The 26,136-nt window shown below is 66.4% G+C and carries 24 protein-coding genes; 16 read left to right on the forward strand and 8 right to left on the reverse strand.

Going from position 1 to position 26,136, the window contains the following annotated elements; translation table 11 throughout:
* Window positions 1-4 precede the first annotated feature (4 nt).
* Window positions 5-1,201, reverse strand: a complete 1,197-nt coding sequence (locus AB7F10_RS13460; RefSeq protein ID WP_428562231.1) for a CynX/NimT family MFS transporter — start codon at window positions 1,199-1,201, stop codon at window positions 5-7.
* A gap of 258 nt (window positions 1,202-1,459) precedes the next feature.
* Here AB7F10_RS13460 and AB7F10_RS13465 point away from each other — a divergent pair, with 258 nt between their 5' ends.
* The 11 genes from AB7F10_RS13465 to AB7F10_RS13515 all read left to right on the forward strand — a co-directional run bounded on the left by AB7F10_RS13465 (window position 1,460) and on the right by AB7F10_RS13515 (window position 14,019).
* Window positions 1,460-2,323, forward strand: a complete 864-nt coding sequence (locus AB7F10_RS13465; RefSeq protein ID WP_428562229.1) for an IclR family transcriptional regulator — start codon at window positions 1,460-1,462, stop codon at window positions 2,321-2,323.
* Window positions 2,324-2,367: 44 nt separating this feature from the next.
* Window positions 2,368-3,537 carry a zinc-dependent alcohol dehydrogenase gene (locus tag AB7F10_RS13470; protein WP_428562227.1) on the forward strand — a complete coding sequence of 390 codons (1,170 nt, stop codon included), beginning with the start codon at window positions 2,368-2,370 and terminating at the stop codon, window positions 3,535-3,537.
* 127 nt (window positions 3,538-3,664) lie between these two features.
* Window positions 3,665-4,585, forward strand: coding sequence for an FAD binding domain-containing protein (locus AB7F10_RS13475; protein ID WP_428562225.1), 921 nt, complete (start codon window positions 3,665-3,667; stop codon window positions 4,583-4,585).
* Window positions 4,578-6,467, forward strand: a complete 1,890-nt coding sequence (locus AB7F10_RS13480) for a molybdopterin-dependent oxidoreductase (protein ID WP_428562223.1) — start codon at window positions 4,578-4,580, stop codon at window positions 6,465-6,467. The genes AB7F10_RS13475 and AB7F10_RS13480 overlap by 8 nt, the downstream gene beginning before the upstream one ends.
* Window positions 6,468-6,472: 5 nt before the next feature.
* The gene (locus tag AB7F10_RS13485) at window positions 6,473-7,498 is read left to right on the forward strand and encodes a xanthine dehydrogenase family protein molybdopterin-binding subunit (protein ID WP_428562221.1); all 1,026 of its coding nucleotides are present in this window, start codon (window positions 6,473-6,475) and stop codon (window positions 7,496-7,498) included.
* 98 nt (window positions 7,499-7,596) lie between these two features.
* Entirely contained in the window at window positions 7,597-8,433 is an 837-nt protein-coding gene (locus AB7F10_RS13490) for an MBL fold metallo-hydrolase (protein WP_428562219.1), read from the forward strand.
* A 57-nt stretch (window positions 8,434-8,490) separates the two neighbouring features.
* Complete coding sequence (locus AB7F10_RS13495; protein WP_428562217.1) at window positions 8,491-9,444, forward strand: tripartite tricarboxylate transporter substrate binding protein; 954 nt, start codon at window positions 8,491-8,493, stop codon at window positions 9,442-9,444.
* A gap of 10 nt (window positions 9,445-9,454) precedes the next feature.
* Window positions 9,455-9,934 (forward strand): tripartite tricarboxylate transporter TctB family protein, encoded by a 480-nt coding sequence (locus AB7F10_RS13500; RefSeq protein ID WP_428562215.1) that lies wholly within the window; start codon window positions 9,455-9,457, stop codon window positions 9,932-9,934.
* 3 nt (window positions 9,935-9,937) lie between these two features.
* Window positions 9,938-11,461: a tripartite tricarboxylate transporter permease gene (locus tag AB7F10_RS13505; RefSeq protein ID WP_428562213.1), complete on the forward strand. Its 1,524-nt coding sequence runs from the start codon at window positions 9,938-9,940 to the stop codon at window positions 11,459-11,461.
* A gap of 5 nt (window positions 11,462-11,466) precedes the next feature.
* Complete coding sequence (locus AB7F10_RS13510) at window positions 11,467-13,356, forward strand: thiamine pyrophosphate-dependent enzyme (RefSeq protein ID WP_428562211.1); 1,890 nt, start codon at window positions 11,467-11,469, stop codon at window positions 13,354-13,356.
* A 48-nt stretch (window positions 13,357-13,404) separates the two neighbouring features.
* Complete coding sequence (locus AB7F10_RS13515; protein ID WP_428562209.1) at window positions 13,405-14,019, forward strand: UdgX family uracil-DNA binding protein; 615 nt, start codon at window positions 13,405-13,407, stop codon at window positions 14,017-14,019.
* Here AB7F10_RS13515 and AB7F10_RS13520 read toward each other — a convergent pair.
* The 3 genes from AB7F10_RS13520 to AB7F10_RS13530 are packed head-to-tail and all read right to left on the reverse strand — an operon-like array spanning window position 14,016 to window position 17,927.
* Complete coding sequence (locus AB7F10_RS13520; RefSeq protein WP_428562207.1) at window positions 14,016-16,247, reverse strand: xanthine dehydrogenase family protein molybdopterin-binding subunit; 2,232 nt, start codon at window positions 16,245-16,247, stop codon at window positions 14,016-14,018. The two genes, AB7F10_RS13515 and AB7F10_RS13520, sit on opposite strands and share 4 nt — an antisense overlap.
* Window positions 16,248-16,276: 29 nt before the next feature.
* Window positions 16,277-17,305 carry an FAD binding domain-containing protein gene (locus AB7F10_RS13525; RefSeq protein ID WP_428562205.1) on the reverse strand — a complete coding sequence of 343 codons (1,029 nt, stop codon included), beginning with the start codon at window positions 17,303-17,305 and terminating at the stop codon, window positions 16,277-16,279.
* A gap of 4 nt (window positions 17,306-17,309) precedes the next feature.
* Window positions 17,310-17,927 (reverse strand): (2Fe-2S)-binding protein, encoded by a 618-nt coding sequence (locus AB7F10_RS13530; protein ID WP_428562203.1) that lies wholly within the window; start codon window positions 17,925-17,927, stop codon window positions 17,310-17,312.
* 238 nt (window positions 17,928-18,165) lie between these two features.
* Between AB7F10_RS13530 and AB7F10_RS13535 the strand changes: the two genes are divergently transcribed.
* Entirely contained in the window at window positions 18,166-18,384 is a 219-nt protein-coding gene (locus AB7F10_RS13535) for a hypothetical protein (RefSeq protein ID WP_428562201.1), read from the forward strand.
* Between the two features lie 101 nt (window positions 18,385-18,485).
* Window positions 18,486-18,665, forward strand: coding sequence for a hypothetical protein (locus AB7F10_RS13540; protein ID WP_428562199.1), 180 nt, complete (start codon window positions 18,486-18,488; stop codon window positions 18,663-18,665).
* Window positions 18,666-18,675: 10 nt separating this feature from the next.
* Here AB7F10_RS13540 and AB7F10_RS13545 read toward each other — a convergent pair whose 3' ends face one another.
* Window positions 18,676-19,641, reverse strand: coding sequence for a D-2-hydroxyacid dehydrogenase family protein (locus AB7F10_RS13545; protein WP_428562197.1), 966 nt, complete (start codon window positions 19,639-19,641; stop codon window positions 18,676-18,678).
* A gap of 144 nt (window positions 19,642-19,785) precedes the next feature.
* Window positions 19,786-19,992 (reverse strand): hypothetical protein, encoded by a 207-nt coding sequence (locus AB7F10_RS13550; RefSeq protein WP_428562195.1) that lies wholly within the window; start codon window positions 19,990-19,992, stop codon window positions 19,786-19,788.
* A 397-nt stretch (window positions 19,993-20,389) separates the two neighbouring features.
* Between AB7F10_RS13550 and ettA the strand changes: the two genes are divergently transcribed.
* Both ettA and AB7F10_RS13560 read left to right on the forward strand, forming a co-directional pair.
* Window positions 20,390-22,045: an energy-dependent translational throttle protein EttA gene (gene ettA / locus AB7F10_RS13555; RefSeq protein ID WP_428562193.1), complete on the forward strand. Its 1,656-nt coding sequence runs from the start codon at window positions 20,390-20,392 to the stop codon at window positions 22,043-22,045.
* Between the two features lie 123 nt (window positions 22,046-22,168).
* Window positions 22,169-22,609: a hypothetical protein gene (locus AB7F10_RS13560; RefSeq protein ID WP_428562191.1), complete on the forward strand. Its 441-nt coding sequence runs from the start codon at window positions 22,169-22,171 to the stop codon at window positions 22,607-22,609.
* 41 nt (window positions 22,610-22,650) lie between these two features.
* Here AB7F10_RS13560 and AB7F10_RS13565 read toward each other — a convergent pair whose 3' ends face one another.
* Both AB7F10_RS13565 and AB7F10_RS13570 read right to left on the reverse strand, forming a co-directional pair.
* On the reverse strand, window positions 22,651-23,145 hold the full coding sequence (locus tag AB7F10_RS13565; RefSeq protein ID WP_428562189.1) for a DUF2147 domain-containing protein: 495 nt from the start codon (window positions 23,143-23,145) through the stop codon (window positions 22,651-22,653).
* A 108-nt stretch (window positions 23,146-23,253) separates the two neighbouring features.
* On the reverse strand, window positions 23,254-24,528 hold the full coding sequence (locus AB7F10_RS13570) for a hypothetical protein (RefSeq protein WP_428562187.1): 1,275 nt from the start codon (window positions 24,526-24,528) through the stop codon (window positions 23,254-23,256).
* 241 nt (window positions 24,529-24,769) lie between these two features.
* On the opposite strand from AB7F10_RS13570, the gene AB7F10_RS13575 reads away from it, so the two are divergent.
* Window positions 24,770-25,717, forward strand: coding sequence for an IS1595 family transposase (locus AB7F10_RS13575; RefSeq protein ID WP_428562185.1), 948 nt, complete (start codon window positions 24,770-24,772; stop codon window positions 25,715-25,717).
* Window positions 25,718-26,136 lie beyond the last annotated feature (419 nt).

The following is a 26,136-nucleotide window of genomic DNA, read 5'->3' on the forward strand; positions in this document are numbered from 1 at the left end:
TGCCTCATACGTCGCTGTCGCGGCCGACCCGCGTGATCGCCGGCGCAAGCCAGATCAGGATGCCGCCGCAGGCCAAAATCGGCACGAAGGCGAGCGGCGGATTGCCCGTCAGGTCCCAGATCGCGCCGCTGATGACCGGCACGATCACCGCGCAACTATAGCTGATCGTGAACATCGCGGCAGTCACGCGATGCACGTCGTCGGGCGGCGCGAGCAGCGGCGGCAGCGCCAGTGCGAGGATCAGCGTGCCGGCGGCCGAGAAGCCGAGCAGGGCGGCGCCGGTGACGATGAGAGTGCCGTTGCCGGACATGATCGCGGCGACGCCGGCGATCGACAGCAGCCCGGACACGACATAGGGCCACGCCGCGCGCTCGAGGCGCCCCGCCACCGCGAGCAGGATGATCGAGGCCGGCAGTTGACCGACATTGAGCGCGGTCAGCGACGGTGAAATCAGGTCGGTGCGGGCGATGCTTTTCAGGAAGTCCGGCAGAAAGGCGTTGGCGGAGAAATACATCGCGTTGACGGTGCCGAGCATGATGCCGAGCCGCCAGATCAGCCCGTCGCGCCAGTCCGGCCACCAGCGCCGCCGCGCCGCGGCCTGCGCCGCGCCGTTCGTCTCGCGCGGTCCGAAGACGAGGACGAGCAGGGCGATGATCGCGACCGGCGCGCTCCAGAACACGAAGGCCTTCGGCCAGCTGCCGCCGACCAGCGGCAGCACCAGCGGCAGCATCAGCGAGACGGGGAGGATTTCGCCGATCAGCAGGCCGTTGGTGTAGACCGCGGTGGTGAAGCCGATGCGCTGCGGCTGCCACAGCCGCACCGTCGGCGGCATTGCCACCTGCATGACCGCGACGCCGGCGCCCGTCACGATGGTCATGGCGTAAAGCCAGCCGACATCGAACACCGCGCCGCGCAGCGCACCGCCGATCGCGGTCGCCGCCAGCCCGAGCACCAGCGCGGTCTTGGCGCCGAGCCGTGCGATCAGCAGCGCGCCCGGCACCGCGGCGAGGGCGAACAGCATCGAGGGCAGTCCGGTCAGGATGCCGACGCCGGTCTGGGTGAGATGGAGGTCGTCATGGATCGCCGGGATCACCGGCGGCACCGCCAGGATGGTCAGCCGCAGCGCGACGCCGGAAAGCCACAGGAGCGCGATCGCGGCAAAGGCCTGCCGCATCGGCTGCACGCTCGCACTGTCAGTCATTCCGGCAAGACTCGAAGAAGCAGGACTCGAAAGGGACGTTTCGCGGGCAACCTATCGGCTGGACGGGAGCCCGTCACGCCCGCCGGTGGATGGGTGCCACGGCAGTTTTGCTGCGCTTGCTCAGGAACATAATCCTGCGAAATCGTTTTCAATATACGAAAACGACATTCGTTATGCTGAAACCGCTTGACTCAAGGGGCCTACGCCTTTTGTCTAACCGGCAGGGAGAAACAACAACCAAGGTAAGGGCGTAGCAACATGGTCGCGAAAATCATCCCGGGCCCGGGCGGCGCCGGCCGCTCGAAATCCACCCGCACCGCGGACCGCCACAGCATCCAGTCCGTCGACCGCGCGCTTCTCCTGCTCGAAACCATCGCGGAGATGGGCGGCGAGGCGACGCTGACCGAGCTCGCCGCGCGGGCCGGGCTCAACATCTCCACCTGCCATCACCTGCTGGCGACGCTGATCAAGCGCAACTTCGCCACCAAGGTGCCCGGCCGCCGGCTCTATGCCCTCGGCGGGCGGATCATGCATCTCGGCCACGCCTGTCTTCAGGTCGATCTGCCACGCCGGGCGCAGCCTTATCTCGAACGCATCAACCGCGAGACCGGCGAGACCGTCCACCTCGCCGCCCTGCAGGGCGAGGCGATTGTCGTGCTCGCCTGCCGCGAGGCACGCCACGCCGTGCGGGTCGAAACCGCCAAGCTCGGCAAGATCCCGGCGCCGCACGCCCAGTCGATCGGCAAGTCGATCCTCGCCTGGCTGCCGGAGGCCGAAATCCATCGCCTGATTGCCGACGGCATGAAGCGCTACACGCCGGAGACGGTCACCGACTTCCCGGCGCTGATCGAGTCGCTTCGTCATATACGCCGCAGCGGCTTCGCTTTCGACCGCGAGGAGTATCTGCCGGGCGTCTACTGCATCGGCGCCGCGATCCGCGACCAGAACGGCACCGTGGTCGGCGCCATCAGCGCCTCGATGCCGACCATGCGCGCCAATGACGAGCACGTCGCAAAGGTGCGCGACGAAGTGCTGGCCGGCACCCGCGCGCTATCCGCCGAGTTCGGCGCGCAGCCCGCAGTCCAGCAGCAGCCGGCGGTCGCCGAAGCCGCCGCTAGCTGATCGAACAGATCGAACGCAATTTTCGTTATTCAGGAGAGAACGCGATGTACGCGCCCGCTGGCGTCAAGACCAATCACAACGAATTTCCGATCCCGGACAAGATGCGGGCCTGGGTGCTCGGCGAACCCGGCGAACTCAGCATGACCGAGAAGACCGTGCCGGTGCCGGCGAAGGCCGAGGTGCTGGTGCGCATCGACGCGGTTGCGATCTGCGCCACCGATCTCGAGATCATCTATCACGGGCCGCCGTCCTCCATTCAGGGCGGCCTGCCGTTCAACAAGAACTTCACGCCGGGCCACGAATATATGGGCACCGTCGTTGCGCTCGGGCCGGGCGTCGATGAATACAAGATCGGCCAGCGCGTCGCGGTCGAGATCCATGCCGGCTGCGGCCAGTGCAAGCGCTGCCGCGAGGGCATGTACACCTCCTGCCACAACTACGGCCTCAATTACGGCGACGTCGACAAGGGCCACCGCGCCAACGGCTTCACCACCGACGGCGGCTTTTGCGAATACCAGGTCAACAACATCAACACGCTGGTCTCGATCAACGACGAGATGACCGACGAGGAAGGCACGCTCGTCGTCACCGCCGGCACCGCGATGTATGCGCTGACCGAGCTTGGCGGCCTCGTCGCCGGCGAGAGCGTGGTCGTTACCGGTCCCGGCCCGATCGGCCTGATGGCGGTCGCGGTCGCGAAAGCGCTCGGCGCCCAGCCGGTGATCCTCACCGGCACGCGCGACAACCGCCTCGAGATCGGCAAGAAACTCGGCGCCGACGCCGTCATCAATATCCGCAAGACGCCAGACGTCGTCGCCGAGGTGAAGAAGCTCAACGGCGGCAAGGGCGTCGACTACGTCGTCGAATGTTCGGCGGCGACCAGCGCCGTCAACGACGCGGTGCGCATGGTCAACCGCGGCGGCAAGGTTTGCCTCGCGGCCTTTGCGCACGAGGAAGTGCCGGTCGATGTCGCGCATATCGTGCGCAACAACATCTACGTTTACGGCATCCGCGGCGAGGGCAAGAGCGCCACGCACCGCGCCGAAGCCTACATGCAGCAGAAGCGTTTCGACGCCACGCTCATTCACACCCACACCTTCCCGCTGGACGATCTGCCGACCGCGATCCGCTACGCCAAGGATCGTGTCGAGGACGCCATCAAGGTGGTGGTGAAAAACCAGGCCGGGGCCGCGCAGAAAGTGGCAGCGGAGTAGCGGCAACTGTCGTCCCCCGCGAAGGCGGGGGACCCAGTACGCGATGTCGGCGCGGTTCGCGTGCGGCGGTGATTACCGGATCGTCCGCCTGCGCGGACGATGACATCAAGAGGATTGGGCAAACGCGATGCTCACCTGCGACGATTACATCACGCCGGCGTCGCTCGATGCGGCCTTCGCCGCGATGGACAACCATCGCGGCCGCTTCCGCATCGTTGCCGGCGCGACCGACACTTACCCTTGGGCGCGCGAGGGCCGCGCCGGCGACGTGCATGTGCCGGTGCTGATCGACGTCGCAAAAATTCCTGAACTCAACGCGCGCGAGATCGCCGGCGGCCGTGTCCGCATGGGCGCGGCGACGGCGATCCAGCGTTTTCTCGACGATGCGCGGCTCGCCGCCGCGATGCCCTGCATGCCGCGCTGCGCGGTGTGGTTCGCCGACGACCAGATCCGCGCGCAGGCGACCGTCGGCGGCAACATCGTCAATGCCTCGCCGGCGGCCGACGGCACACCGCCCCTGATCGCGCACAACGCTCAGGTCGAGCTGGCGCGCAGCGAGGGCGGCAAGATCGTGCGCCGCACGATGCCGGTGACGGACTTCATCACCGGTCCGGGCCGCACCCAGCTTGCCGGCAACGAGCTTCTCGTGTCCGTCACCTGCGACGCGCTCGACGGCTATGGCGGCAGCTTCGAGAAGGTCGGCCATCGCCGCTCGCTGGTCATTTCGCTCGTCTGCCTCGCGGTGCTTGTCAAGCTCGACCGCGCCCGCCGCCTCATCGAGGATGTGCGGCTTGCGATCGGCGGCATCGGCCCGGTGCCGTATCGCCTCACGGATGTCGAAGATTTCCTGCGCGGCGGCGACCTGTCCGCCGAACGCCTCGAACGCGCCGCCGAAATGCCGGTGTCGCGCATCGCCTCTCGCAGCCGGCAGGACTATCGCCGTGACGTGACGCGCGGCTTCATGCTGCGCGGCCTCGTCAATGCCGCGCGCGCCGCCGGCGCGGAGCCCTCCGCGCTCGCGGGCGAACTGGAGGCCGCCTATGCCTGATCTTCGCATCGAGGCCGTCATCAACGGCCGCAAGGTCGCCCGCGCCGCGAAGCCGCACCAGCGGCTGCTCGATTTCGTGCGCGATGACCTCAACCTCACCGGCAACAAGGAAGGCTGCGGCGCCGGCGAGTGCGGCACCTGTTCGGTGTTCGTCGACGGCGTGCTGATGAAATCCTGCCTGATGCCGGTGGCGAAGGCGCAAGGCGCGACCATCGAAACCGTCGAGGGCCTGGCGCAGAAGGGCGAACTGACGGTGCTGCAAAAGGCCTTCCACAAGGCCGGCGCCAGCCAGTGCGGCTATTGCATTCCCGGCATGGTGATGGCGGCGACCGCGGCGCTGCGCGCCAACCCCCACGCCGACCGCGAGGAGATCAAGGAACGGCTCGGCGGCAACATCTGCCGCTGCACCGGCTACCAGAAGATTTTCGACGCCGTCGAGATGGCGCGCGACGTGCAGAACGGCAGCCTGCCGGCCGCCGCGCTCGACGAGATCGACGCCGGCGAGGGCGACTATATCGGCAAGAATGTCCGCCGCATCGATGCGCCGTCGAAGGTCGCGGGCCTCTTGCGCTATGCCGGCGACATGACGATGCCGGGCATGCTGCACGTCCATGTGCTGCGCTCGCCGCACGCTCACGCGAAAATTCTGTCCATCGACACCTCCGCCGTCGAGGCGATGGAAGGCGTTGAGGGTGTCATCACTTGCGACGACGTGCCGGGCGTCGACGGCTTCGGCGTGTTCGTCCACGATCAGCCGGTCATGGCGCGCGGCAAGGTGCGCTATGTCGGCGAGGCGGTGGCCGCCGTCGCGGCGGAAGACCCGCTCACCGCGCGCCGCGCCGCGGAAGCGATCAAGGTCGTCTACGAACCGCTGCCGGCGGTGTTCACGGCGGAAGACGCGCTCGGCGCCGGCGCGCCGGTGCTGCACGACTATGCGCCGGACAACATCACCACCCACATCCCGATCCGCGTCGGCGACATCGAGAAGGGCTTCGCCGAGTCCGACCTCGTTCTCGACGAGACCTATTCGACGCAGGCGATCGAGCACGCCTATCTCGAGCCGGAAGCCGGCCTCGGGTTTGTCGATCACGACGGCGTCGTCACCATCGTCTCGCCGGACCAGAACATCACGCATCATCGCCACATGCTGGCGAAGATCCTCGCCATGCCGATCTCGAAGGTCCGCTTCATCATGAGCCCGGTGGGCGGCGGCTTCGGCGGCAAGGAAGACATGATCTATCAGGGCATGCTGGCGCTGCTCGCGATGAAGACGCGGCGGCCGGTGCGGCTGGTGTTCTCCCGTGAGGAATCGATTGCGACCACCGCCAAGCGGCATCCCTCGAAAACCACGCTGCGCATGGGCCTGACGCGCGACGGCCGCATCCGCGCGGTCAAGTTCCGCATGGTGTGCGACGGCGGCGCTTACGGGTTGTCGACCGAGGGTGTGATGCGCAAGGCCGCGATCCTCGGCGCCGGGCCGTACAACATTCCGAACCTGCAGATGGACACGATCGGCGTCTACACCAACAACACGCCGTCGGGCGCGTTCCGTTCGTTCGGCGCGCTGCAGACGCAATTTGCAACGGAAACCCAGCTCGATATCGCCGCCGAGCGGCTCGGTCTCGACCCGTTCGAAATCCGCCGCGTCAACATGATGCAGGCCGGCTCGCAGACCCACACCAAACAAACCCTCAAGTCCGTCAGCCTCGGCCGCTGCCTCGATGCCGCCGAACAAGGCTCCGGCTGGGATAAGGGCGCGCCGTCGCAGCGCGGCGGCACCCGCAAGGACCTGAACCGCGACGACACCCGCCCGGCGGTGTCGCTCGGCGCGCGCTTTGCCGTCAACGGCAAGGTGAGTGGCAAGCAGCAGGCGGCGGAGTAGGCATCATGGCGCGCAAACGCGGACGCGGAATGGCAGCCTGCTGGTACGGCATCGCGCGCACGGCGACGGTCGATCGCGCCGCCGCCTGGGCGGAGATCGACGACGGCGGCACGGTCAAGATCGTGACCGGCGTCACCGAGATCGGCGAGGGTATTCTCACGGTGCTGGCGCAGATCGCCGCGCAGGAAATCGGCGTCAAGCCGGACGACGTGGTGATCGGCGACAACGACACCGCACGCGCCCCGGAAGCCGCCCACGCCGGCGCGACGCGGCAGACCTATATGATCGGCAACGTCGTCGCGATCGCCTCGCGCGAGGCGCGCGGCAGGCTGGTCGATGTGATGGCCAAGACCTGGGACGTCGCGCCCGAAACGATCCGCACCGCCAACGGCGAGGTCTGGGCGGAGAACACCAATCACCGCATGCCGATGGCGAAAGCGGTCGAGCACTGCAAGGGCCGCGGCGTGGTGCCGGTCGGCTCCGCGAGTTTCGGCACCGACACCACCGGCCTCGCGCCGACCGACGGCGCCGGCCGGCCGTGGCAGGCCTATGTGTTCGGCTGTCAGGTCGCGGAGGTCGAGGTCGATACCGTCACCGGCGAGGTGCAGGTGCTCGGCGTCTGGGCCGCGCACGATGTCGGCCGCGCCGTCAATCCGAAGGGCGTCGAAGGCCAGATCGAGGGCGGCATCGTGCAGGCGCTCGGCCAGGGGCTGATGGAGGACTATCAGCTCAAGGACGGCCGCACCACGACGCCGGGTTTCGCCAAATACATCCTGCCGACCTCGCTCGACGTGCCGCGCGTCAATTCCTTCATCGTCGAGGACCCGGACCCGATCGGCCCGCTCGGCGTCAAAGGCATCGGCGAGCCGGCCATGGTGCCGACCATCCCGGCGATGATGAACGCGATCTACGACGCCGTCGGCGTGCGCATCCAGGATCTGCCGGCGACGCCGGAAAAGGTGCTGATGGCGCTGCGCGAGAAAGAACGGCGTGACGCGGAACGCCGCGCCGCGGCGCAGGCGGCGGAGTAGGGCCGATGAACGCGGGCGCGGCAACGACAGGCTCTCCCGCTCATTCCCGCGAAAGCGGGAATCCAGACTGGACCCCCGCTTCCGCGGGGGGGAGCGGAGTGGAGGAAATTCCTTTCGCCGCCGATCTTGCCGAGATCAGAAAGGCCGCCGCACAACTGCCCGGCGCGAAACCCGTCGCCGTCAACGGCATCAAGGTCGCCGCCTCGATCCGCCCGCAGAAATTCGTCTTCGCCGGCGGCAGCGACGCGCCGGTCGAAATGCCGCGCACCGCGTTTCAGGTGGTTTATCCCGACCATACGGTGATGCTCGACAGCGGCCTCGACCAGGCGACCCACGACTCGTTCTCCACGCCCGACAAGCGCGAGCCTTATTTCCCGGAGGAGTTCGCGAAGCTGCAAAGGGCGCTCGATGCCGCCCGCATGATTGTGCTGACGCATTTCCACGCCGACCATGTCGCCGGCGTCACGCAGGCCGCGAATGCCGACGATCTCGCCGCCAAGACAATCGCCTCGCGTCACACGCTCGAGCTGATGACCAATGCGCCGCACCGGCCGCATCTGAAGCTCACGCCGGAGCGCGCCGCGCGCTTCCGCGCCATCGACTACGACAAGGTTCGCGCGCTGGCGCCGGGCCTCGTCCTCATTGCGGCGGCCGGTCATTCGCCGGATCACCAGATGGTCTACATCGCGCTCGAAGACGGCCGCGAGATCCTGCACAGCGTCGATGTGGCGTGGAACTTCGACAATATCCGCCTCGTGAGGGGAAAGGCGGCACCGTGGGTCAAGGAAGACGTGGCCGCGGTGAACGGACAACTGCGCTGGCTCAACGCGGTCGGCGCCAACGAGAAGAACGTCACAATCCTGGTGACGCATGACGGCGAACTGTTCGGCGCGGCTGTCCGGGCCGGCCGGATCGGAGGTGAGCTCAAGCTGTAGCGCCAATGCTGCGGCATTATCGCAATCAGAAACTCAACGACCGGGAGGGAAACACTCATGAAAACGATCAAGAAATTTGCAATGCCGGCATTCGCTTCGCTGCTGCTCGTCGCGGCGGCCGGCGCGGCGCGCGCCGAATTTCCGGAGAAGCCGGTCGAGATGACGGTGCTGTTCGGCGGCTCGGCGCAGACCGTCGGCCAGGTGCTGGCCGACCAGATGTCGAAGAAGCTCGGCAGTCCGGTGGTCGCGGTCGGCCGCAAGGGCGGCGGCGGCGCCATCGGCTACACCTATGTCCACGGCACTGCGGCCGACGGCTATAACATCGTGTGGAACTCGAATTCGATTTCGAGCACCTATCACGCCGGCAAGCTGCCGTTCGACTTCAAGGCCTTCACCCCCATCGCGCAGGTCGGCAAGGAATTGCCGGTGCTGGCGGTGCGCTCGGAGTCCGGCTGGAAAACGCTGAAGGAGATGGCGGAGGCCGGCAAGAAGCAGAAGCTGAAGATCGCCGTCGGCGGCCTCGGCTCGTTCACGCATATCGTGTCGGCCGCGCTGTTCAATCGCCTCGGCGTCGAGGTGAACTACATTCCGGGCGGTCAGGGCCGCGAAGTCGCGGAACTGCTTGCCGGTCGCGTCGACGGCGTGCTGCGCTTCCCCTCGGAGGTGCAGAGCCACGTCAAGGCCGGCACTCTCAAGGTGCTCTGCGTCGCCGCCAAGGATGTGTCGGTGGACGGCCTCGATGCGCCGACCTGCGACAAGGCGGGCGCGAGCGGCCTCGATCTTTCGATGTGGCGCGGTCTCGCGGCGCCCGCGGGCACACCGCCGGCCGTGATCGCCAAGCTGCAAAAGGCGGCGCAGGACGCCGTCTCCTCGCCAGAGTTCCAGAGCGCGGCGAAGAATGTCGGCTTCGTCCCGGCCTTTCTGCCGGCCGACCAGTTCGGCAAGGTCATCGCGTCCGACGACAAGGAAATCGGCGACCTGATGAAGCAGATCGGCGTCGGCAAGAAGTAGGACGGCGCCCGTGCTTCTCAACCGCGATCGGCTGACCGGGCTCGCGCTGCTGCTGTTCGCAGCGGCGTGGATCGCCGGGGTGTTCCTGACCATCCCGGACGTGTCCGACGGCGCCCGGCTCGGCCCGCGCGGCTTTCCGATGGCGATGGGGGTGATGCTCGTCATCCTCTCGCTGTTCATGATCGGCGGGAGCTTTCTTCCCGCCGATCCCGCCGATGCCGATACGAGCGAGCCGGTCGACCGCTCCGAAGTCTGGGCGGTGCTCGTCACCTTCGGCTTTCTTGGCGCGTATATGGTGCTGCTCGATTTGTTCGGCTTCCTGGTCGCGACGCTCGTGGCTTGCGCCGGCTTCCTCGTCATTCCGCTGCGCAAGCGCTCGCCGGTTCTGATCGGCGGCATCGCCTGCGGGCTTGCCTTCGGCATCTGGCTCATTCTCGGCAAGGCAATGGGCGTCTACCTGCCGCGTGGCAGCATCATCGACTGGTTCTGAACGATGGATCCAATTCTTCACGCCTTCGCCGCAGCCTGCACCTGGCAGGTCCTCGCCTCGACCGTGTTCGGCTCGGTGGTCGGCGTCATCTTCGGCTCGATCCCGGGTCTGACGTTCTCGATGGCGATCGCGATGGTGCTGCCGATCACCTTCGGCATGGCGTCCGAACCGGCGATCGCGATGCTGCTGTCCGCCTATATCGGCGGCATGACCGGCGGATCGATCTCGGCGGTGCTGATCGGCGTGCCCGGCACGCCGTCCGCGGCGGCCACCGTGCTCGACGGTCATCCGATGGCGAAGAAAGGCCAGGCGAGTCTCGCGATCGCCACCGCCACCGTCGTGTCCGGCATCGGCGGCATCCTGAGCCTGCTCATCATGCTGGTTTCGGTGCATTTGCTCGCCCGCGTTGCGCTTGCCTTCGGGCCGGCCGAGATCACCGCGCTGGTCGTGTTCGGGCTCTCGACGATATGCGGGCTGGCTGAAAGATCGCTGCTGCGCGGCCTGATCGGCGGCGTGCTTGGCCTCATGGTGATGTCGATCGGGCAGGACCCGCTCGACGGCGAGGCGCGCTTCACCTTCGGCACCGTCACGCTGTTGCAGGGCATCGACCTGCTCGTGGCGATGATCGGCCTGTTTGCGCTGCCGCACGTCATCATCGCGCTGACGGAGTGGCGGCGCGGCCACGAGAAGACGCTGGACCGCGCCGATGTGAGGGTCGAACTGCCGGGCCTGATGCTCTTGCTGTCGCGCTGGGGAAACATCCTGCGCTCCGGCGTGCTCGGCACCGTGATCGGCGCCATTCCGGGCACCGGCGGGCCGATCGCGGCCTTCCTTGCTTACGATCAGGCGCGCCGCTTCTCGAAGACGCCGAAGGAATTCGGCAAGGGCAACATCGACGGCGTCATCGCGCCGGAAACCGCCAACAATGCCGTCACCGGCGGCGCCATGATCCCGCTGCTCGGCCTCGGCATCCCCGGCGATCCGGCGACGGCGCTCATTCTCGGCGGCCTGCTGATCCACGGTGTCCAGCCCGGCCCGCTGCTGTTCATGGAAAAGCCGGACGTCGTCGCCGGCATCTACGTGCTGTTCCTGCTGGCCTATGTCGTCGTCATCGCGCTGCAGCTGTTCGGCGTGCGGTGGTTCGTGAAGGCGCTCAGGGTGCCGCCGCATCTGCTCTCGATCGGCATCCTGGTGATGTGCGCGGTCGGCTCCTTCGCCATCCGCAACACCTTGTTCGACGTCGCCACCATGATGGTGATCGGCTTCCTCGGCTATGTGCTGATCCGCGTCAAAATCCCGGTCGTGCCCGTGCTGCTGGGTCTCGTGCTGGGGCCGACGCTGGAGCGGGAATCCCGCACGGCGCTCATCATGTCGGAGGGCGATCTGTCGGTGTTCTTCACCTCGTTGCCGTCGCTGATATTCCTCCTCCTTGCGGTTCTGATCATCGGCGCGCATGTGCTCGGCAACATGCGGGCAAAGGCGATCGTCGCCGCCGGCAAGCAAAAGATCGACGAACGGAGGGCCTGAAAGACATGCTGACGCGCGAGGGCCAGAACGGCCAACAGGAGATGCGCGCCCGGGCTCGCGCCATTGCGCAGGCCGGCGGTCTCGACGCCGCGCTCGCCAAGGGCGCCGTCCCGAAACTCGTCGAAACCACGCTGTCGGAGGCGCTGGTGCTCGGCCTGATGAAGCAGGGTGTGCGGAAATATTTCGCGATCTTCGGCCACGGCTCGACAGATCTGGGCGAGGTGCTGCGCATCTACGAGGAAGAAGGCGCGACCCGCACGGTCAATTGCCGCAACGAGGTCGAGATGGCGCATGCCGCGACCGCGCTGCGCTGGCAATATGGCGAGGTGTCCGCCGTCGTCACCTCGATCGGCCCCGGCGCGCTGCAGGCGATGGCCGGTTCGCTCGCCGCCGCGTCGAACGGCGTCGGCGTCTATCATATTTACGGCGACGAAACGACCTTCGGCGAAGGCTACAACATGCAGCAGGTGCCGAAGGAGGAGCAGGGCCTGTTCGGCCGCCTCACGGCCACCATGGGCCAGTCCTATGTGCTGCACACGCCGGAAGCGGTGCGCGATGCGCTCCGCCGCGGCGCGCTCTGCGTCAACCACCCGTATCGCGCCGGACCGTTCTATCTGCTGCTGCCGCTCAACACGCAGCCGCAGAGGCTGACCGTCAATCTCGCCGCGCTGCCGGGCCGGCCCGCCATCCCCGCGATGGCGCCGGCCGGCGATGCCGAACTCGACGAGGCCGCGCAGGTGATCGCGAGCGCGGCGAAGGTCGTTATCAAGGCCGGCGGCGGCGCACGCGGCCATGACGCCGCGCTGCGCAAGCTCGCGGACGCCGCGGGCGCGGTGGTCGCGCTGTCGCCGGGCTCGACCGGCGTGCTGGCGGACGCGCATGCGCAGAACATGCATGTCGGCGGCTCGAAAGGCTCGATCAGCGGCAACTACGCGATGGCCGAAGCCGAAACCGTGATCGTCGTCGGCTCGCGCGCGGTGTGCCAGGCGGATTGCTCCGGCATCGGCTTCAAGAACGCCAGGCACGTCGTCAACATCAACGGCGATCTCGCCGACGCGCTGCATTACAACAACACCGTGGCGCTGACCGGCGATATCTCGGCGGTGGCGGAAAGGCTCGCGGCCAAGCTCGAGAAACTGGGCGCGGAGAAGAACAAGGCCGCATGGCTAAAAGCCTGCGCGGCGAAGAAAGCCGAATGGGCCGCCTATAAGAAAGAGCGTTACGACTGCCCGCCGCTGCGCGACGAGGCCTGGCAGAAGCCGGTGCTGCCGCAGCCGGCCGCGATCAAGATCGCCGCGGACTTCGCGAAGTCGATCGGCGCCGCCAAGCTGTTCGACGCCGGCGACGTGCAGGCCAACGGCTTCCAGATCGTCGAGGACGACAAGACCGGCGACACCTATACCGAGTCCGGCGCGTCCTATATGGGCTTCGCGGTGAGCGCGCTGCTCGCCGCCGCGCTGGCGGAGACGCCGCGCTACACCATCGCCTTCACCGGCGACGGCTCCTTCATGATGAACCCGCAGGTGCTGATCGACGCCGTCGAGCACAAGGTGCGCGGCATGATCGTGCTGTTCGACAACCGCCGCATGGCGGCGATCACCGGCCTGCAGAACGCGCAGTATGGCGTCGGCTTCCGCACCAGCGATTCGGTCGCGGTCGATTACGTGCAGCTTGCCGGCGCAGTGAGCGGCGTACTGGCGCTGTCCGGCGGCACCACCGCCGATGAGCTGAAGCGCGCGCTCGCCTCGGCGCACAAGCACGACGGCCTGTCGGTCGTGCATGTGCCGGTCTATTGCGGGCCGGACGAGCGCGGCGGGCTCGGTGCCTGGGGTCAGTGGAATGTCGGCAACTGGTGCGACGACGTCCAGCGCAGCTGGATCGCTCAGGACATCTGACGGAACCATCGTCCGCTCCGGCCGGTTTAACAGCCGGGAGGGGATGCCATGAGCGAACCGGCGGCCGTCACGTCATTGAAGGCTTTGCGGCAGGCGGAAGCGGCCTGCACCCGCTGTCCACTTTATCGAAACGCGACGCAGGCGGTGCCGGGCGAGGGCCGCGCCCATGCCCCGCTGATGCTGGTCGGCGAGCAGCCGGGCGATCAGGAGGACAAGGCCGGCCACCCGTTCGTCGGCCCGGCCGGCCGCATGCTCGACCGCGCCATCGCCGACGCCGGTATCGACCGCAAGGCGGCCTTCGTCACCAACGCGGTGAAGCATTTCAAGTTCGCGCCGCGCGGCAAGCGCCGCCTGCACAAGCGTCCGAACGCCCACGAGATCGACCGTTGCCGGTTCTGGCTGGAAGCGGAACTGCGGCTGGTGAAGCCGAAGGTCGTGGTCGCGCTCGGCGCCAGCGCGGCGCGCAGCATCGCGCAACGTCCGATGACGATCGCAAGGACGCGCGGCAAGCTCATGACGCTGCCGGATCATCGCGCGGTGCGATGGCTGGTCACCATCCACCCGTCATGGCTGCTGCGCATTCGCGATGCCGGCGACCGGAAAGCGCAATACCGCGCCTTCGTCGCCGACCTGCGGCGAGCCAAAGCCGCGATTGCGGGCTAGGCTGTCAGCAGCTTCTCCAGCCGGATCGGCAGTTCACGAATGCGCACGCCGGTCGCGTGATAGACCGCGTTCGCCACCGCCGCCGCGGTGCCGACATTGCCCAGCTCGCCGATGCCCTTCACGCCCGCCGGGTTTACCTCGCGGTCGGTCTCCGGGATCAGCAGCACCTCGATGTCCTGCACATCAGCGTTCACCGGCACGAGATAGTCGGCAAGGTTGTCGTTGACGTAGCGCGCCACGCGAGGATCGATTTCGGTCGCTTCGTGCAGCGCGGAACTGACGCCCCAGATCATGCCGCCCATCAACTGGCTGCGCGCGGTGCGCGTGTTCATGATGCGTCCGGCGGCGAAGGCGCCGACGATGCGCGGCACGCGGATCTCGCGCGTCTGCGCATGCACCCGCACCTCGACGAACTCCGCGCCCAGCGCATACATCAGCTTCTCGCCGCGCGAGCCGCCGACCAGCGTGTTCTGACCCTTGTAAAGCTTGTCGATCGGATTGCTGAACAGTCCGGTGATGGCGTTCGGCTGCGCCGCCTCGGGGATGAATTCGGCATACTCCTCGATGGTCGACGCGCCGAGCCGCTGGAACTTCGCGCGCAGGATCGCCTCGGCCGACTGGTCGGCGCTGGCGAAAGCGCCGCCGCTGTCCAGCTTGAGGCGGATCGCGTTGCAGGCCTGCATCACCACCGAACAGCAGCTCGCCGTCTGGTTCGAGCCGCCGGCGACCGGCACCGGCGGCAAGGCGCTGTCGCCAAGCTCGACCGTCACCTGCTCGAGCGGAACGCCGAGCCGCTCCGCCGCCATCTGCGCGACCACCGTCATCACGCCGGTGCCGATCTCATGCGCCGCGAGTTGCACGCGCGCGCGGCCGTCGGAAAAGAGCTGCACGCGGGCCGTCGCCGGACCGACATGGGTCGGGTACACCGCCGTGGCGCAGCCCCAGCCGATCAGCCAGTCGCCGTCGCGCATCGCGCCCGGTTCGGCCTTGCGCTTCGACCAGCCGAATGACGCCGCCGCCGCGTCGTAGCAGGCCATCAGCGAGCGGCTGCTCCACGCCTTGCCGGTGGCGTCCTTCATCGAGTCGTTGACGCGGCGAAGCTCTACCGGGTCTATGTTGAGCTTGACCGCCAGTTCGTCCATCGCGCTTTCCAGCGCATAGATGTAGGGCACCACCGGCGGCGAGCGCATGAAGCCCGGCGTGTTGCGGTCGGCGTGAACCAGCGTCACTTCCGTCTTCACCGCGCCGAAGCCGTAGAGCCGCGCGCTGTCCTCGACGCCGGCGACCGAATAGGCGTCCGGCCGCGACGTCACCTCCCATCCCTGGTGTTCGAAGCTCGTGATCTTGCCGTCCTGCTGCGCGCCGATCCTGATCCTGTGCCGCGTCTCCGCGCGATAGGTGGCGATGGTGAAGCCTTGGTCGCGGGTGGCGACCAGTTTCACCGGCCGCCCGGTGCGTTTTGCCGCCAGCGCGACGAGGCCGGTGCGCGGCGTCAGTTGCGCCTTGCTGCCGAACGCGCCGCCGACGAAGTGGCTCACCGCGTGAACGTCGTCGGGCTTGATGCCGAGCCGCTCGGCGAGGGTGTTCTTGGTGCCCCACATGAACTGACTCGGCTCGTAGACCGTGACCCGGCCGTTATCCCAGAGCACCGTGGTGGTGAACAGCTCGATCGGATTGTGATGCTGCGTCGGCGTCCCGTAGGTCGCATCAAGCCGCACCTCGGCTGCCGTGTAAACCTGCTCGGCGTCGCCCGCGTTGGGCAGCTTCTTCTTGGCCTTGGATTCGCTGCTGCCGGCATCGCCGAAACTCGCGCTCGGCTGGTTGATGTCGTAGGCGGCCTTGATGCGGAACGCCGCCTCGCGCGCCGCCTCGAAGGTGTCGGCCACCGTCATGGCGATGATCTGCCCGTCGTGCTTGATCTCGGGTCCGAGGTCCTGGATCGAGGTCGAGGCGCCGCCGCCCGCCGCGCTGTATTTGATCTCCTTCAGATCGCCGATGTTTTCGTGCGTCAGGATGTCGATCACGCCCGGCACCGCACGCGCATCGGTGGTGTCGAGGCTGGTGATACGCCCGCGCGCGATCGCGCTGGTCAGCAGGAAGGCATAGGCCGGCGCGGCCACCGGCATGTCGGAGGCATAGCGCGCCTCGCCGGTGACTTTCATGCGCGCGTCGAGGCGCGGCGCGGGCTGGCCCATGTTCTGTTTGGGTTCGGGAGCGGCGCGGTTCATCGCTGGTCTCCGGCTGAAGTTTGCAACGGTCAGATTTGTAAAGCGGCCGCCTGGCGCAACGCCCGCAGCACGGTGCGCTTGCCGAGTGCGATCTTGTAGGCGTTGTGGATGCGCGGCGTCGCCGTCGCGAAAGCGAGGCGCGCCGCGGTTTCGAAGGTCTTGTCGTCGGCCGGCTGCTCGCGCAGCGCGGCTTCCGCGTCATAGGCCCGCCACGGCACGGTGGCGACGCCGCCGAGCGCGATGCGCGCCTGCCGGATCGTGCCGTCCTCGATGTCGAGCGCCACCGCGGCGGAGGCGAGGGCGAATTCGTACGACTCGCGATCGCGGATTTTCAGGTAGAGCGAGCGGCGCATCCACGGTGCGCGCGCGATCTCGTAGCCGGTGATGATCTCGCCGGGGCGAAGCTGGGTCTCGATATGCGGCGTTTCGCCGGGGGCCTTGTGCAGCTTGGCGACATCGAGGTTGCGTTCGCCCTGCGGGCCGGCAAGCGACACCTTGGCGTCGAGCGCGACCAGCGCCTGCGCGAAGTCGCCGGGATAGGTCGCGATGCATTGCTCGCTCGCGCCGAGTACGGCGTGCTTGCGGTTGACGCCGTTCATCGCCGCACAACCGGAGCCGGGGATGCGCTTGTTGCAGTTGATATAGCTGACGTCGCGAAAGTAAGTGCAGCGCGTCCGCTGCAGGATATTGCCGCCGAGCGTCGCCATGTTGCGGATTTGCGCGCTGGCCGCGAGCGAAAGCGCCTGCGCGATCACCGGGAAGCCGGCTTTCACTGCGGGGTGGTCGGCGGCTTCCGCCATGCGCACCAACGCGCCGAGCCGCAGCCCGTCATCTGTGCTTTCGATGGCTCCGAAGCGATCGCGCGGCAGGCCGTTGATATCGACGAGCCGCGCCGGCCGCACCACGTCGAGCTTCATCATGTCGATCAGATTGGTGCCGCCGGCGAGAAACTGGCTGGCCGGCGCGGCGCTTTGCCGGCCGTCGCCGTCGGCGCCTGCGAGCGCGGCGCGGGCGGCTTCGGCGGTGGTGTCGCTGCGGACGTAAGTGAAGGGGCGCATCGGATTAGCCCTCCTTCATGTCGCCGCGCGCCTGCTTGATGGCGTCGACGATGTTCGGGTAGGCGGCGCAGCGGCACAGATTGCCGCTCATGTATTCGCGGATGTCGGCGTCGGTGCCGGCGTGGCCTTCCTTGACGCAGGCGATCGCCGACATGATCTGCCCCGGCGTGCAATAGCCGCACTGGAAGGCGTCGTGATCGATGAAGGCTTGCTGCATCGGATGCAGCGTGCCGTCGGACTGCGCGAGCCCTTCGACGGTCGTCACCTCGCCGCGTACGGCGGCGGCAAGCGTCAGGCAGGACAGCACGCGGCGGCCGTCGACCAGTACGGTGCAAGCGCCGCATTGCCCCTGATCGCAGCCTTTCTTGGTGCCGGTGAGGCCGACCGTTTCACGCAGCGCGTCGAGCAGGCTGGTTCGCGCATCGAGCACGAGGCGTTGTTCGCGGCCGTTGATGCGCAGCGTCGTCGCGACCGGCGCGCGGGGATCCGCTGCCGCCGGCTGTGGCGCGTCCTGCGCATCGGCGCGATCGAGCAGCGCGATCGAAACGGTGGATACCGCCGTAGTGGACAGAAACTGACGCCGGTTGAATCGGCGCCCGGGCTGTGGGGCGCTGTCGGTCATAAACCGTCTCCGTCGCCATCCCGGTCATCACCGGCGATGGATGCCGCGCCCCGAAGCCACAGTTGCTTGTTACTATCGTTGAAATGCGGTGGCGCGATGGCATCGCCGCGCACGGCCGCACAAGAAGTTTTTCGCGGCGCACGGAACTTTTGTGCCTCCGCCGCAGTTTAATTCGACCATGTTTGTGCGGGACAATTTGCAACGATAACGGACAACACGGCAACCAAAGGAGTTCGTCATGAACCGCGCGGCCAATCGCGAGAACTCGAGCACGCCCGTCCGTCAGGACGACCAGCAGAAACGCGGCAAGAAGGCGGTGAAGCGCTCCGCCAAGGAGCGGGCCCGTATCGAGCGCGAGGAAGACGAGGTCGCTCTCGATTCCGACCAGAGCTTCCCGGCGAGCGATCCGCCGAGCTGGACCGGCGTCACCGGCCCGGGCGACGTCAAGAAACACTGATTTTAGAGCAGCAGATATGACGCGGCGCGGAGCCCTCGTTCCGCGCCGCGTTTTTTTCGTGCCATAATGCGGGCGGTGTGACCGGCTTTGGAGGCACTGCCATGCCCGAGTCAAAAAAGAAGGATTACGCCGAGAAGGCGGCGCAGCGGTCGCGGAAGGCGCGCGAGCGCATCGAGAAGTCCGGCGACAAGGTCGAGATCGATTCCGATCAGAGCTTTCCGGCGAGCGATCCGCCGAGCTGGACGCCGGTGACCGGCGCCGGCGATCCGAACGACGATTAGCCTGTCGCCGTCACGGCGCGATCACGCGCACCGGGCGGCCGTCGAGGAAGCCGCGGATGTCTTCGACGATGTCCCGGTAATATGCGCGGTACTGCTGCTCGCTGACATAGCCGAGATGCGGCGTGAGCACGACATTGTCCAGCTTGCGGTAGGGGTGGTCGAGCGGCAGCGGCTCGACCTCGAACACGTCGAGGCCCGCGCCGGCGATCGTTTTGTTCTGCAGCGCCTTCAGCAAAGCCGCCTGATCGACGATCGGCGCGCGCGCCGTGTTGATGAGATAGGCGCTCGCCTTCATGCGCGCGATGTCGTCGGCGTTGATGAGGCCGCGCGAGCGGTCGCTCAGGACCAGATGGACGGTGACGACGTCGGAGCGGAAAAACAGCTCCTCGCGCGACACATGGTCCGCGCCGCCGGCCTTGGCCTTGTCCGGCGTCAGATTCTGGCTCCAGGCGATGACGTTCATGCCGAAGGCTTTGCCGACCGCGGCGACCCGCTGGCCGAGCTTGCCGAGGCCGACAATGCCCAAGGTCAGCCCTTCGAGATCGCGGCCGATCGTGGTCTGCCACGGCTCGCCTGCCTTCATGCGCGCATTCTCGAAGCCGATCCTGCGGGTCAGTTCGAGCAGCAGGCCGAACACGATGCCGGTGGTCGGCGCGCCGACGCTCGCGGTGCCGCACACCGTGACGCCCCGCTCGTTCGCCGCCTTGACGTCGAACGACGCGTTCTTCGCGCCGGTCGTGATCAACAGCTTCAGGTCGGGCAGGGCCTCGATTACCGCGCGGGGAAACGGCGTACGCTCGCGCATGCCGGCGACCACGGCGAAGCCCTGCAGCGACTTGATGACCTCGTCCTGGCTCTTGAACGGCGCGTTGAACACCGTGATGTCGGCGTCCTTCGCGATCGGCGACCAGTCGGCGTAGCTCAGCGCGACATTCTGATAGTCGTCGAGAACCGCGACCTTGATCTTGCCTGCCATGAACACGCCCCCGTCACGCAATGCCTAAACCGGCTGCGGCATGATTCACCACAGCGCCGCGGTTGCGACAAGATGGGGAAATGCGAGGCGGTCGTCCGGAAACGCGGGCGTTTATGTCGCGGAAACGTCGTGCCCGTCGAGCGGTCAGCCCTGCGTGGGCTTGCCGTGACCGTACTTGGCCCGCCACTTGGGGCCGGGGCCGCGCATGTAGTGCAACTCAGGGTGATAGTCGGAGAACAGCTGGGCGCTCAGGGCGCGCAGATAGCCGGCAAAAGCATCGCCAAGCCGGACGAAGGGGCGCGGCACCAGTCCTGCCGCCGATCCCGAAATGGCCGCGATGGCTCGTCCCATGATTCTGCCTCGCCTCTGCGTGGGCGCGCGTTCTGGCGCCCCGTCATGCCCCATCAGTCGCCCGGGCGACCCTGGAGGTTCATGAGCATGGGCATCGTGCCGCCGCAGCCGTTAAGGCGGGGTGCAGATAGCGGGCCTTTTAGGAAAATTCCGCCACAGCCTTACCGGGCGATTACCGACCCCGTCATTCCGGGGCGTGCGCCTTCGCCCGAAGGATGAAGGCGCGACGAACCCGGAATCCAGAGACAGGCTCCGCGTTCGCGTCTGGATTCCGGGTTCGCGGCTTCGCCGCGCCCCGGAATGACCGTGAAGAAATGCCGCGGTCCTTGCCCTTTGGCGGTTCCGCCGCTACATCAGCCACGACTTTCCCAGCATTTTTCGAGGGTTCACCGCGACCATGAACGGCCGGCAATTCATCTATCACATGCAGGGCCTGACCAAGGCCTATCCGACCGGCAAGAAGGTGCTGGAGAACATCAACCTGTCCTTCTACCCGGACGCCAAGATCGGCGTGCTCGGCGTCAACGGGTCCGGCAAATCGACCCTGCTGCGCATCATGGCCGGCATCGACACCGACTATGCCGGCGACGGCTGGGTCGCGGAGGGCGCCCGCGTCGGCTATCTGGAGCAGGAACCGCAGCTCGACCCCGACAAGACGGTCCGCGAGAACGTGATGGAGGGCGTCGCCGCCAAGAAGGCGCTGCTCGACCGCTACAACGACCTCGCCACCAATTACTCGGACGAGACCGCCGACGAGATGGCGAAGCTGCAGGACGAGATCGACGCCAAGAACCTCTGGGATCTCGACAGCCAGGTCGATCTGGCGATGGACGCGCTGCGCTGCCCGCCGGACGACGCGGACGTCGCCAAGCTGTCGGGCGGCGAGCGCCGCCGCGTCGCGCTGTGCAAGCTGCTGCTCGATCAGCCGGACCTCCTGCTGCTCGACGAGCCGACCAACCATCTCGACGCCGAAAGCGTGAACTGGCTCGAAGGCCACCTGCGCGATTATCCCGGCGCGATCCTGATCGTCACCCACGACCGTTACTTCCTCGACAACGTGACGGGGTGGATTCTCGAGCTCGACCACGGCCGCGGCATCCCTTACGAGGGCAACTACACCTCCTGGCTCGCACAGAAGCAGAAGCGTCTCGAGCAGGAAGGCCGCGAGGACGAAGCACGCCGCCGGACTCTTGAAAGAGAGTCGGAGTGGGTGCGCTCCTCGCCGAAGGCGCGGCAGGCGAAGTCGAAGGCGCGCTACGAGCGCTACGAGGAACTGCTCAAGGTCGCCAACGCCAAGGTCAACGCCGTCGCGCAGATCGTCATCCCGGTCGCCGAGCGGCTCGGGCAGAACGTCGTCAACTTCGAGCATCTGGCCAAGGGCTTCGGCGACAACCTGCTGATCGACGACCTGACCTTCAAGCTGCCGCCCGGCGGCATCGTCGGCGTCATCGGCCCGAACGGCGCCGGCAAGACCACGCTGTTCCGCATGATCACCGGGCAGGACAAGCCCGACAGCGGCACCATCACCGTCGGTGAGAGCGTGCAGCTCGGCTATGTCGACCAGTCGCGCGACTCACTCGACGGCAAGAAAACCGTGTGGGAGGAGATCTCCAACGGGCAGGACATCATCCTGGTCGGCAAGAAGGAAGTGAACTCGCGCGCCTATTGCGGCGCCTTCAACTTCAAGGGCGCGGATCAGCAGAAGAAGGTCGGCCAGCTCTCCGGCGGCGAGCGCAACCGCGTGCATCTCGCCAAGATGCTGCGCTCCGGCGCCAACGTGCTGCTGCTCGACGAGCCGACCAACGATCTCGACGTCGATACGCTTCGGGCACTCGAGGAGGCGCTGGAAGACTTCGCCGGCTGCGCCGTCATCATCAGCCACGACCGCTGGTTCCTCGACCGCATCGCGACCCACATCCTGGCCTTCGAAGGCGACAGCCATGTCGAATGGTTCGAGGGCAACTTCCAGGACTACGAGGCCGACAAGATGCGCCGGTTGGGCACGGACTCGATTATCCCGCACCGGCTGAAATACAAGAAGTTCAGCCGCTAGCGTTGTCTCCGGTCCGATGACAAGCGCCGCGGCCTTTGCCATGATGGCCGGGGCGGCGGAAACGTTTCGGCGTGCCGGATCGCGCGAGACCGGAGGCGTGCCGCCGTAACAGGGGGGCGTGTCATGGCCTGCATCAGGTCGTCGTTGTTTTATGTCTTTACGTTCGTCGCGGTTCTCGGGGTCGCGCCGGCGCTGGCCGACGGTTCGTCACGGCCCTATGGCGGCGGCGGGCGTATCAATCCCGGCGCGATCATCGCGCAATACAACAAGAGCGGCGAACGCTTCCGCATCGAGGGAAGCTGTCAGTCGTCCTGCACGATGCTGCTCGCGATCAAGAACGTCTGCGTCGATCCGGGCGCGCGGCTGCTGTTCCACGCCGCGCTGTTTCCGAACGAGGCGGGCCAGAAGCCGCCGCCGAAACGGCAGGCTGCGATGCTCGCCGCTTACAAGCCGGCGCTGCGCAATTATCTCGTGAAGAACGGCTATGTAAGCTCCTTCGAGTTCCACACGATCTCTGGCGCCGACATCATTCGAAAGTTCGGCTATCGCCAGTGCCCGAACTGAGCGGGCGGGTCGCAGCGTAACGGCGGCCTAATCCCGCGCCGCTATTCCCGCGTCCACCGCGTGGTGTTGCAGACGATCCCGGCGAGCATGCAGCCCGTCGTCGTCATCGTCGCCGCGCCGGCCTCGAGCTTTGCGGTGAAGGACAGCTTGCGCTGCGGGTCGTAAGCCGTGCCGTCCCAGCGGCCGCCTTTCTCGGCGATCCGGAACACTAGTCTGTCGCCGACGTTCTCGTTCTGCGCGTGCGGGTCCTTGATCCAGAGATTGGTGGCGCAGATCGCGTCGCCGCAGGGGGCGATCTTCACCAGCGCCTTGCCGTCGCCGCGCTTCCATGTGCCGAAAATGTCGTCCGCCCGCGCCGGACCTGCCGCGGCCGGAAGGCTCGCGATCAGAAGCAGGAACGCGACGCAGGCGGACGTCGCTCGCGCGCAGGGGACGCGGCGCGAGGGCGGAAATGCGCGGTGAAAAAGGCGCATGACGAGCGGCGCGCCGCTCTGCCCGGCGGCGAACTCGGAAACGATGGCGGCGAATACGCGCATGCAAACCCTCGTCACCGGCGTAATACGCCCGCCGGGCCAGCCTGGATCACCGGTGAGGTGCTTTATTCGAGAGGGTTGGCGCTGCGACCGCGATCGGTGACGCCGGCTTCACACGCAGAGGAAGTCGGTCAGCCGCAGGAAGCCGTCGATCTTGGTGCTTGCGATCTGCAGGTCGAAGTCGAGCGTGACATTGTCGTCGCCATCGACCTTGCAGTCCTTCACATATGTCGTCACCTCGGCGGTGCCGCTGCCGAGCGAGACGTCGTTCTCGTCGAACACCTCGAATTCGAACTCGGCCTTGTAGGTGAAATCGGTTGTGCAGCCACCCTCGACGACGATGGGATCGAAGTCGATGCTGTCGTTGAAGTGTCCGTCCTCGTCGAGCACGATGTCGAGGTCGTCGTCCTCCGCTTCCTCGTCGCCGCTGATCGATATCTTGTAGGAATACTTGATGTAGCCGAGTTCCGGCCCGTCGCGGACGACCAGCGCCAGCGCTTGGCTGAAACCGCAGTCGTTTTCGTCCTCCTCATGCTCGGTCGGCCCGGCGGCATGGCCCGGCGTCGTGGCGGGCGGCGCCATCGCATGATCGCCGGCGCACACCCATTTGAAGGTCCCCATGTCGACGCTGCCGGAATTCTTCGAGGCGCTGGGAAATTTGATGTTGGCGCTGGCGCCGACGCCCTTCTTGCCGGCTTTCAGGTTCACCGTGATGGTGGCCGCGTCGAGCGCGACGCCCATCGCAACGACGATGGTGACGGCGTCGGGCTCGTAGGTGACCTGCTCGGCGATGCAGCCGGCGAGCGAGCGGTCCTTCGGCGCGGTCGAGCCGTGCGCGTCGACCGGGTTCGCCATCGCGCAGCGGCCATTCTTGTCGATTTCGCACTGAATGTTGATGGTGCGCGTATAGCCGGGGATGTCGTAGAACCAGAACCACACGACGTAATAGTCGTAGCCGTAGGCGGAGAAATATTCCTCCAGCGAGCTGTCGGTCGGCGTGCATTCGAAGATCCAGGCAAGCTCGCTGAACGTGCTGGTCAGCTTCGCGAAAAGCCCGCTTTGCGGCACGCGGCTGTGCTGGCCGCGCGTCAGCCTGCTGACGCAGTGTTCCTCCGCGACGAGCGGTCCGGGAATCTTTATTCCGTGCAGCTTGATCTGCAGCGCCAGGTAAACGGCCAGCCCCCAGCCGAGCGTCGCGCCGGAGATGGCGAGCGCGGCGTCGAACCCGTCGAACGCGATGCAGGATGCGGCAAAGCCGAACGCCTCGAGCGCGAGGCCGGCGAGCGACAGCCCTTCGGTGACCTGGCGCGGGAGCCACGAATGAAGGATCGGGGCGGCGAGAATGAGCGCGACGCCGAACAAGACCGCGACGAGCAGCGCATCCATCGGTATCCCCCGGCGCCGCTGGAACGCGGCGGCCCCATCGCTACGACCCGACTGCAAGTGCGGCGCGATTATAGCGGGCGCGCCGCACCCGATGGGTCAATCTCCTTGACTTAGCGGGCTGCGCTTGCGGCGGGTTCTCGCGCGCCTGTCTTGACAATTCCCGATAAAGGTATATATTCGCATTTATAACCTTGACAAAAGTGGTGGGAAGGCCCATAAATAGGGCCATAAGGAGCCACCGATGTCTGCCAACCTCACCAACCCGATCTTCACCGACGAAACCAAGGCTCGCGAGCACTTGGAGGCGATCCGCTGGCCGGAAGGCCCGATCTGCCCTCACTGCGGCAATTCGGACCCTGAGCGAATTGCGAAGATCGAAGGCGAGAAGCAGTCACACCGTCCGGGCCTGTTCTACTGCAACGAATGCAAGGGCCAGTTCACCGTGACCGTGGGCACCGTCTTTGAACGCTCCAAGATTCCACTCTCGAAGTGGTGGCTGGCGATGCACTTGATGGCCGCCAGCAAGAAGGGCATGTCCGCTCACCAACTGCATCGCATGTTGGGCATTTCCTACAAGTCTACTTGGTTCATGATGCACCGCATTCGTGAGGCGATGCGCGATGGCAACCCGTCCCCGATGGGTGGCGAAGGTTCCAGCATTCAGGCCGACGAAACCTACTACGGCAATTCATCGAAGCGCGCGAAGGGCTACCGCAAGGGTCATAGCCACAAGGCGTCCGTTGTCGGCCTTGTCGAGAAGCCGTCTGGGCGCGCTCGCGCCTTTCACGTCAAGACTGCGAATGCAAAGACCGTGCGCGATGTTCTGGTTCGCAACGCTCACCGTTCAAGCGAACTGCACACCGATGAAAGCCGCCTCTACACGGAAGTCGGCAAAGAGTTCGCCGCGCACAAGACCGTCAATCACGGCTGGAACCAGCGCGGCTACTATGTTGGCGACGAAGGCCAGACGACCAATGCAGTCGAGAACTTCTTTGGCACCTTCAAGCGCGGCATGAAGGGCACCTATCACTTCTGCGGCGAGCAGCACTTGCAGCGCTACTTGGACGAATTCTCGTTCCGTTACTGCAACCGCTCCGGTCTCGGCGTTGAAGATGTTGCCCGCGCTGAATTGATCGCGAAGGGCGCAGAAGGCAAGCGCCTCACCTATCGACGGCCTCACCAAAATTAGGTCTGCAAAACACGCCGCGAAGCGCTTTCTACTGTGGAGAAAGCGCAAACTGGCTCTTCCCAAAATCTAGTTTTGTGATCGGCTAATGTGGGTCGGCGATTCTCGGTCGCCGACCCACCAACGCCCGCGGCGCGGAAAGAGCCAAACGCGGACGCTTTTTCATCAATGCTGGCGCGCGGCTCCGCCAAAGGATGCGGAGTCATGACTGAGAGCTTTGTTTCCGGTCTCGGGGTATGCGCGAAATGCGGCGGGACTATTAGCACAAGCGACGATCCACCAGCCGATAACTCTGTCGTCACATGCCAGACCTGTGGGCAGGAGATCGGCACCTATGCGGATATCAACGCTAAGGTGAGGGAGATGGTTTTCGCTCACGCCGAGAGTGTTGCCAGTAAACCTCTCAGCGATTTCAAGCGCCA

This window comes from Pseudolabrys sp. (assembly GCF_050250095.1).
Classification (GTDB): domain Bacteria; phylum Pseudomonadota; class Alphaproteobacteria; order Rhizobiales; family Xanthobacteraceae; genus Pseudolabrys.